This is a genomic window from Chitinispirillales bacterium (assembly GCA_031254455.1).
In the GTDB taxonomy this organism is placed as follows: Bacteria; Fibrobacterota; Chitinivibrionia; order Chitinivibrionales; family Chitinivibrionaceae; genus WRFX01.
The window spans coordinates 1-8,443 of the sequence record JAIRUI010000036.1 but is presented as its reverse complement, the minus strand read 5'-3'; the positions used below and the strand labels follow the sequence as shown (position 1 = coordinate 8,443).

Annotated in this window: 8 protein-coding genes; 2 read left to right on the top strand and 6 right to left on the bottom strand. The window is 39.8% G+C overall.

Features of this window, described 5'->3' with window-relative positions; translation table 11 throughout:
- Positions 1–483: 483 nt before the first annotated feature.
- The 5 genes from thiH to LBH98_02675 all read right to left on the bottom strand — a co-directional run bounded on the left by thiH (position 484) and on the right by LBH98_02675 (position 6,101).
- Positions 484–1,536 carry a 2-iminoacetate synthase ThiH gene (gene thiH / locus LBH98_02695; protein MDR0303666.1) on the bottom strand — a complete coding sequence of 351 codons (1,053 nt, stop codon included), beginning with the start codon at positions 1,534–1,536 and terminating at the stop codon, positions 484–486.
- Entirely contained in the window at positions 1,537–4,617 is a 3,081-nt protein-coding gene (locus tag LBH98_02690) for an efflux RND transporter permease subunit (GenBank protein MDR0303665.1), read from the bottom strand. It abuts the gene before it with no gap.
- A 221-nt stretch (positions 4,618–4,838) separates the two neighbouring features.
- Positions 4,839–5,012 (bottom strand): hypothetical protein, encoded by a 174-nt coding sequence (locus LBH98_02685; GenBank protein MDR0303664.1) that lies wholly within the window; start codon positions 5,010–5,012, stop codon positions 4,839–4,841.
- Between the two features lie 223 nt (positions 5,013–5,235).
- Entirely contained in the window at positions 5,236–5,577 is a 342-nt protein-coding gene (locus LBH98_02680) for an aspartate 1-decarboxylase (protein ID MDR0303663.1), read from the bottom strand.
- A gap of 17 nt (positions 5,578–5,594) precedes the next feature.
- Positions 5,595–6,101, bottom strand: a complete 507-nt coding sequence (locus LBH98_02675) for a chemotaxis protein CheW (protein MDR0303662.1) — start codon at positions 6,099–6,101, stop codon at positions 5,595–5,597.
- Between the two features lie 98 nt (positions 6,102–6,199).
- On the opposite strand from LBH98_02675, the gene LBH98_02670 reads away from it, so the two are divergent.
- Complete coding sequence (locus LBH98_02670; GenBank protein ID MDR0303661.1) at positions 6,200–6,469, top strand: hypothetical protein; 270 nt, start codon at positions 6,200–6,202, stop codon at positions 6,467–6,469.
- A 2-nt stretch (positions 6,470–6,471) separates the two neighbouring features.
- The gene (locus LBH98_02665) at positions 6,472–7,437 is read left to right on the top strand and encodes a radical SAM protein (GenBank protein ID MDR0303660.1); all 966 of its coding nucleotides are present in this window, start codon (positions 6,472–6,474) and stop codon (positions 7,435–7,437) included.
- 24 nt (positions 7,438–7,461) lie between these two features.
- On the opposite strand, the gene LBH98_02660 is transcribed toward LBH98_02665, so the two are convergent.
- The coding region (locus LBH98_02660) for a hypothetical protein (GenBank protein ID MDR0303659.1) at positions 7,462–8,443 on the bottom strand (982 nt) is incomplete at its 5' end.

Genomic DNA, 8,443 nt, shown 5'->3' with positions numbered 1-8,443 from the left:
CGTTTCAAACCTGTGATCCGACGAAATTGAGCGTCGGAGTAATTTTTTATGTTTTCGTATTTCATAGAGTGGAAAATAATATAATTTAAAAAACAAACAAGAAAAATCCATAATCAATTTAAAAATTATTGATTTCGCAAGAGGTCTAATTTATTGTTGTGAACACCTCTATTATTGACGAAAACGAATTAGAAAGAATTCCACAAACAATTGAACCAAGCGAAATACAAATTTTTTTACAGAGATCATTTATGGCTTACTCGTAAACTTTTTAAATAAATTAAAGGAGAAAGAGAAAAAAGAAAATGATGTTAACAGGAGAATCTTTACTCTTGTTTCATTTTTCAATGAGTTTTGAAAAGAGTATATAAGTCCCTAATAAATGAAAAATGGGCTAATGGACAATTTGGGTTTATACGAATAAATGTATTGTTAACATTAAAATCGGAGCGTTCGCAATGACGGAGAAAAAAGGTAAAGTTTTCATCTAAGCAACTCAAAATTCCAATCGTGAAAAACCGCTTGGAATTCGTTTTCAGTCAAGTATCGACAAATTTCATCGACGCTTCTCTCGTCGGCTATTTCAAATTGTGAGCCGCTGTCTTTGCTCTCCCCTACCGCAGTAGAAACGCCGGCGGAAATTTTGGTTATGCCGAAGTTCAAAAGTCCGTTACGCATTTTCTTAGTTTCGCGAGTAGAAAGCGTAATAGACAAATTCGGATAAACTATCCGAAACGACGCAATAATTCTTGCGTAAAATTTATCGCTTACCTCAAAAAAATCGTATTTAGCGCCGTTTTCAATCGGTCGTATTCGCGGAAAAGAGACGCTCACATCGGTTTCGGGGAAATTTTTTTGAAGCCAATCGATATGAAGCGCAAGCGCCAAAAGTTCGGTTTTTGGGTCGTCCAATCCCAAAAGCGCACCTAATTGAACGTTTCGCATTCCCGCCTCGCTTGCCCTTGCAAGCCCGTTTAAGCGCCACAAATAGTCCTTTTTTTTGCCGAACAGGTGATATTTCTCGTAAAGTTTTCGATTGTATGTTTCTTGATACATCGTTACTCCGTCAACGCCGATTTCTTCACTCAAAATTTTGTACCGCTCTATTTCAAGCGGATAAATTTCAACGTTCAGCGATGAAAAATACTGCGAAATTATTTTCAGCGAATTTTTGACGTACTCAAAAGTCGTGAATTTCGACGCTTCACCCGTCAAAACCAAAATTTGCCGCAATCCGGTCTTTGCAATTCTTTCGCACTGTTCGTGAATTTGACGCTCGTTCAATTGCTTACGCACGATTTTATTTTCCCTGCGAAACGAACAATACACACAGCCGTTAGTACAATAATTTGAAATATAAAGCGGAGTGAAAAGTTTTATCGCGCTTCCAAAATACTGCTTTGTCAGTCGCTGCGATTCTTTAGCCAGATATTCCAAATCATTTTTTTCGTCAAGCAATTCTAATATTTTCTCGCAATTTTTATTTATTTTTTTTTGCGAATAAAACAAATTAATTTCTTCTTCAAAACTCAGCAATTATTCACCTTCCAAACGCATTTTCACACCGAATTTTCTCGCCGCGTCGTCCATAACTCCGTAAACGCAGGGTATTATCAGCAGCGAACCGACGGTAGAAAATATAAGTCCAAAAATAATTATGCTTGCCATCGGCATCCATGTAAGCGATTTCCCGCCGATTCCCACCGCCATAGGAATAAGTCCGCCCATTGTCGAAACGGTCGTTAAAATTATCGGACGAAGACGAATTATTGTACCTTCAATAACCGCTTGCGACGTGTCGAATCCGGTTTTTCGCAAATGATTTATGTAAGAAATCAGTACTATCGCGTCATTTGTGGCAATCCCCGCCAACGCGGCGATCGCAAACAAAACAACGACAGAAACGGGCGTTGAGGAAATTGCAAGAAACAAAACTACGCCGATTCCCGCTAAAGGAATTGAGAAAAACATCAAAAACGGCTGTAAATAACTCTTAAACTGAGTTCCAAGAATCAAATACAACAAAAACATTCCAAAGAAAAACAACGGAATAAGTCCGCCGAGCATATCGCTGTATTCCGCAAACTCGCCTTCAAGTGAAATTTTTGTCGTCGGATAATTTTTTGCAATTTCTTCGTTAAACCACTCGACTATTTCTTTGTTAATCTGTACAACGCTCGCTTTATCGTAAATGTCGGCGGTAATTTTTATCGTTCGCTTTCTGTCGATACGATTTATCTGAGCGATACCGTTATTTGGAATAAGCCGCGCAACCGCCGAAAAAGGCACAAATAAGCCATGCGCCGTAGGAATTCTGAGTGTTTCTATCTGCTCAATCGACGATTTTGAAGCGTCGTCAAAACGCACAACGACATCTACCTCGTCATTACTATCAAACCAAGTCGCAATTTTGACGCCTTCGATTCCCATACGTAAAAAACTTCCGATCTGGGCGACCGAAAGCCCATATTGAGCCGCCGCCTGTTCGTTTATTTTGACAGCCAATTCGGGAGATACTCTCTCAAAGTCGTCGGAAATGTTATGTAAATCCTTGTATGCAGCCAATTTGCGCTGAATTCTGTCGCTGACTTGTACCATTTCGTCGAAATCGTCGCCTATTACTTGAACCAAAATCGGTTTTTCAACCGGAGGACCGCCCATAATAGTATGAAATTCTATTTTCTCCGCACCAGAAATCCCTTTGCACAACTTCTCGACATCCCTCATTATTGAGGGAATACCGCGTTTACGCCCTTCGCTTCTCTCGGCGATCAAAACTTTTATCTGCGCTATATTATCGCGGCTGTTCCATTGCCTGTCGGTTTCCTGATAGCCGACCGACGTTGACACGCCGTCAATTTCGCCGTTTCCGATAAGCGGCAAAATCCTTTTTTCTATTTGTTCAACGATTTTGTTCGTTTTTTCCCTGCTCGAACCTCTCACTAATTCAACGTCTATCGTGAAATACGACAACATTTCCGTGTCAAAAAGCTGCGCCGTTACGAACGGAGACGAACCGACCAAAACGATTACCATAAAAAGCAGCGTAAACAAAAGCGCTTTTATTCGATGAGCATAACAAGCCGTGATGATTTTCCTGAAAAAATCACGAAACTTTACAAACCAATCAGGCTCTTTATTTGCTTTATCGCCAAATTCCGCAAAGTGCATAGGAATAAAAAGCAGCGCAAAAACAGTCGATATTATAAGCGCAAGCGATATTAAAATCGGAATCGGACGCATAAATTTTCCCATAATTCCCGGAAGAAGAACAAGCGGCAAAAGTACGGCGCTTGTAGTAAGCGTCGCGGAGATAACCGGAGTCGCAACTTCGTTCGTCCCTTCAATCGCCGCAGAAATTTTGTCTTTCCCGTTTTGAACATAGCGATACATACTTTCCAAAATCACTATCGAATGATCCACAAGCATCCCGAAAACCAAAACTAATGCAAACATCGTATTTCCGTTCAACGTTTCGCCGTAAAGCTGCATAACCCAAAAAACCGCAGCCATAGTCAGCGGAATTTCAATACAGGAAACCAAAGCGTTTCGCCATCCCAAAAACAAAAACATTATCAAAAACAAAAGTATGACTCCGCCGACAGCATTGTTTCCAAGTACTTTGAGAGTATCAAGTATTTGAACTGTAGTGTCGCCCGACCAGAAAAATTTAATATTTTTGTTTTTTTGTTCGTATTCCTTAACTTTTTCTTTTACCGCTTTTACCACGTCCAAAGAATTACCCTGCGAACTTTTTGAAATGGAAAACGAAATAACGTTACCGCCGTTGTAGCGCATATCGTAATTGGATTTTGCTAGTCCGTCGCTTATCGTCGCCACATCGCGGATTTTAATGTTTGAACCGTTACGCTGACGGATTATTATTTCACCGAAATCCTTTCTGTCGGCAATTTCTCCCTCAGTGCGTACAAAATAATTCTCGGCAGCGGTTTTAAGCACTCCTGCGGGAACTGAAACATGTCTGTTTTGGACTGCATTTACAATCTCCGAAACGTTTATTCCAATCGCTTCGGTTATTTCGCGATTCACCGCAATTTCGACTTCTCTGTCGCGCCCGCCGATTATCTGAACCGTAGAAACGTTTTTTACGCTCAACAAATCGTCTCTTATAGCTCTGGCTATAACATTGATATGTTCTTCCGAAAGAGAAGAGTCCCTTTCAATATTAAGTTGAATCACCGGCATGAATTCCGAAATGGATACTTCTGTAACATACGGATCAAGTACGCCGTCGGGAAGTTGTACTTTCGTCACTTTTTTTTGCAAATCGCTGAATCTGATTCTGAATTCGTCGTCGGAAATTCCGTCGTCAAACTCAACCATCATATATGTAAGCCCTTCTTGCGTCAGCGAAATAATTTTTTTCAATTTTTTTACATCTGAAATTTCGTTTTCGATTTTTGCCGTCACGCTTTTTTCAACGTCAATCGCCGATACTCCGGGGTAATAAACCATAATGATTCCCCAGTTATACGATATGTCGGACATCGCCTCTTTAGGCAATCGAATTAGTGAAACCGCGCCGAACACAAACACGGTCGCCATCAAAATATTTAGGAATACGCTGTTATTTACCGAAAATTTTCCGTAATTCAATTATTGCCGCCTCTTATATAGCAATTAAACGATATTAAAATACAATTCGCACCAAAATAATTGAGAGATTTCCGGGAAATCGAATAAAGCCTATTTTATGTTTTACAGAGGTTAAACGGTTTTAATTTCTTTTTTTGACTTTTCTCGTTTCTCTACAAATATCGCAATTAAAAAACCAAACACAAACACGGGGACACAAAAACCAAATAAAGTAAAATCACTCATTTCTTTCCTCCTTTGTTTATTTCTACAAGAATAAATCCTACGATCCAAAGCAATGCAGCTACAATAATTGCACTATAACGAACTTCACCGTCTCCGAAAACGTCTCCTATAACAATACCGGCTAATATTATTTTAGCAATAGTTAGAAATTCCTCACCTAATCTAAGCATAATTCGCTCCTTAAGTAATAATTGCAATATACCTAATTTCAACTTAAAAAATCAAGAGAGCGACTAAATATATAACAAAAGAGAAAACAATTTGCCGTTGGTGAAACTTGTATATATGCCCAAATCAAATATAACAATAAAATAAACCTAAATAATCCTGAAAATCGGCTTATAGAGTATGGATTATTAGGATACACGATACCACTACTATATAAATCCCCTATTACAAATATCTTTGGATGGAATTATTTTTTCCGGCAAGAATGATTTTTGGAGCTGTCGGTTCATCAAGGAGTTCATAACCCATAATGATTATTTCTTCTCCTTTTTTTATAAGGTGGGCGGCTGCGCCGTTCATACAAATGACTCCACTCCCCGCCTCGCCGGCTATAACATAAGTTTCAAGCCGCGCCCCAGAAGTATTACTGACGACTTGAACTTTTTCATACGGCGCTATGCCAACGGCATCTATAAGATTTTTATCTATGGTTATGCTGCCGACATACTCCAAATTCGCTTCCGTGACCGTTGCTTTGTGAATTTTAGAACGCAAAAACCAACGCAATTTCCGCTTATCCCTTCTTATACTCCGGCGGAAGCGGCTGCCGACAAATCGTTAGCGTATAAAAGTTTACTCACATCAAGAACGATAACGACTTCGTCGCCGATTCTTGCAATACCTTGTATGAAATCTCCGCTTTGTGCGGTAGCTATTCTCGGAGACGCTCCGATCAACTCCGGCGTAATATCACGAACTTCTTCAACCGTATCAACTATGAGTCCGACCGATATTTCACCGATTTTTGTTATCATTATACAAGTTCTTTCGTCATAATCTTTTCCGGTCATGCCGAAACGCAGACGAACGTCAACAACGGGAATAACTTGACCGCGAAGATTTATAACTCCTTTTATGTAACTTACCATGTCGGGCACAATGGTAATTTTTTGTATGCCGACTATTTCCAATATATACTGAATCGGAATCGCATAACTCTCTTCGCCCAACAAAAAAGTTAAATACTTATCCTGCATGGTGTTATCATTAACACCTAAACCGCCAACGCCTACATTTCTCAATTCAGCCATAAGACTTCTCCTTAAAAAGTTTATATATCAAAAACATTCAGTTTTCACAAACTTATACGATAAATATAATATATTCTTAATAATAAAAGGAGATTTTTATGAATAATTTCAAACATCCTCAATACTTGACGCCCAAAGGATTTACAAGGACGGTAAAGAAACCAAGTATAAGAACGCAGCGCAAGAACGCAGCGTCCGCATCCGCTTCCGCAGCTTCAACTGTGAACCCGCAACTTCCTGCGCGTTTGCGAGCCCTTGCAGAAAAGCGGGTTACGGCAAAAAGAATATTACAAAAACAAAAAGAAGGTATATCTGAAGAAGCCGCTAAAATGATCGCCGAAGCGATAAAAACTCTGCTTCATTCATAAACATGAAAAAACCGCTTCTACTGCATTACTATATAACGGACAAATGCAACGCAAAATGTGAATTTTGCAGTATTTGGGAAACGGGCGGGAATCAAAACGCAAAGCTTGAAGACGTTTCGCAAAATTTGGCGGCGGCGCGAAAAATTGGTGCAAAATTTGTAGATTTCACAGGCGGCGAACCGTTGTTAAACCCCAATCTGTCCGAATTTCTTGAAATCGCAAAAAAATTAAAATTTATCACGAGCGTTACGACAAACACGCTTCTGTTTGAGAAATATGCGGAAAAATTAAGCGGGAAAATCGACTTATTGCATTTCAGTATCGACGGAACAAAAGAAATTCACGACAAAATTCGCGGAGTAAAATCGTTCGACCGCGTCGTCGATTCAATTTCCGCCGCACTTAAAAACAAACTTTACCCGGATTTATTATTCACATACACCGATAAAAATATCGACTGTGTTAAAGAAATTTACGAAATAGCGAAAAAGAACAAACTTATTTTGATATTAGATCCGGTTTTTTCAACAAACGGCGAAAATTTAATATCCGACGACACGCACAAAAAAGCGCAGAAATTCGCGAAATTAGGAGGTGTTTATTTGAACGCCGCGCATTTGATTTTACGCAAAAAAGGCGGGAATAACGTTAAAAACCCTGTATGCAAAGCGATTGACGGCGTTATCGTTATTTTGCCGGACAATACGCTTGCTCTCCCCTGCTATCACAAGTTTAGAGTAAAATTAAACATCGACAAAAATTTGCCGGAAATACTTAAATCAAAAGACATCGCAGAATTTAAAAAATTACAGGGAAGATTGAAAATTTGCGAAAACTGTCATATAAACTGCTATATGGACCCGTCGTATCAGTACTGTAAAAATTCACTTTTTTTCGCTTCGATTTTCTCTAAATTAAAATATTGCGTCTGGAAATATTTGATTTACAAAAGAAAACCGCCTTTTTAAGATTTGGAGAAAAATCTACAAACCTTATTTCAAATATTTTCCGGTTTCGCTTTCAGGATTTTTCGCGATGTCCTGCGGAGCGCCGACGGCAACTATGTTTCCGCCTTTGTCGCCGCCTTCTGGCCCCAAATCAATAATCCAGTCGGCGCTACGAATAACATCAAGATTATGCTCAATCACTACGACCGAATTTCCCAAATCGACCAGTTCCTGCAACACGCTCATAAGCATTTTTACGTCCTCAAAATGAAGTCCGGTCGTAGGCTCGTCTAAAATATATATCGTTTTGCCCGTCGCGGGACGATTTAACTCCGACGCTAATTTAATGCGCTGCGCTTCGCCGCCCGAAAGCGTCGTTGCGGACTGTCCCAAATGAATATATCCCAAACCTACACGCGACAAAACCTCTATCTTTTTTCGCAGAGAAGGCAGCGATTTAAAAAAATCCAAAGCCTCGTCGACGGTCATTCCCAAGACGTCGGCAATACTTTTTTCTTTGAATTTTATCGCCAGCGTATCGCGGTTATAACGTTTGCCGCGGCATTCGTCACATTCCACAAAAATATCGGGTAAGAAATGCATTTCAATTTTACTTACACCGTCGCCTTGACAAGTTTCGCAGCGTCCGCCTTTTACGTTAAAAGAAAAACGTCCTTTGTCGTATCCGCGAATTTTGCTTTCGGGAAGACAGCCGTACAAATCGCGAATCTGGTCGAACAACTTCGTGTATGTCGCAGGATTTGAGCGAGGCGTGCGACCTATCGGCGACTGATCTATATTTATCACTTTATCCAAAAACTTCATACCGTCGATTTTTTCGTATTTCAGCGGCATGTCTTTTGTTTTATAGAAAAATTTCGACAGTGCCGGATAAAGCGTACGGTTAATGAGCGACGATTTTCCGCTTCCCGAAACCCCAGTAATGGCGCAAAGAGTTCCAAGCGGAATTTGTACATCTACATTTTTGAGATTGTTGCCGCAAGCGCCGGTTATATTAAGGAAATTC

Coding starts and splice junctions, on each gene's coding strand:
- LBH98_02685 (MDR0303664.1), bottom strand. CDS start 5,012: ATGCTTAGATTAGGTGAGGAATTTCTAACTATTGCTAAAATAATATTA.
- LBH98_02675 (MDR0303662.1), bottom strand. CDS start 6,101: ATGGCTGAATTGAGAAATGTAGGCGTTGGCGGTTTAGGTGTTAATGAT.
- LBH98_02670 (MDR0303661.1), top strand. CDS start 6,200: ATGAATAATTTCAAACATCCTCAATACTTGACGCCCAAAGGATTTACA.
- LBH98_02665 (MDR0303660.1), top strand. CDS start 6,472: ATGAAAAAACCGCTTCTACTGCATTACTATATAACGGACAAATGCAAC.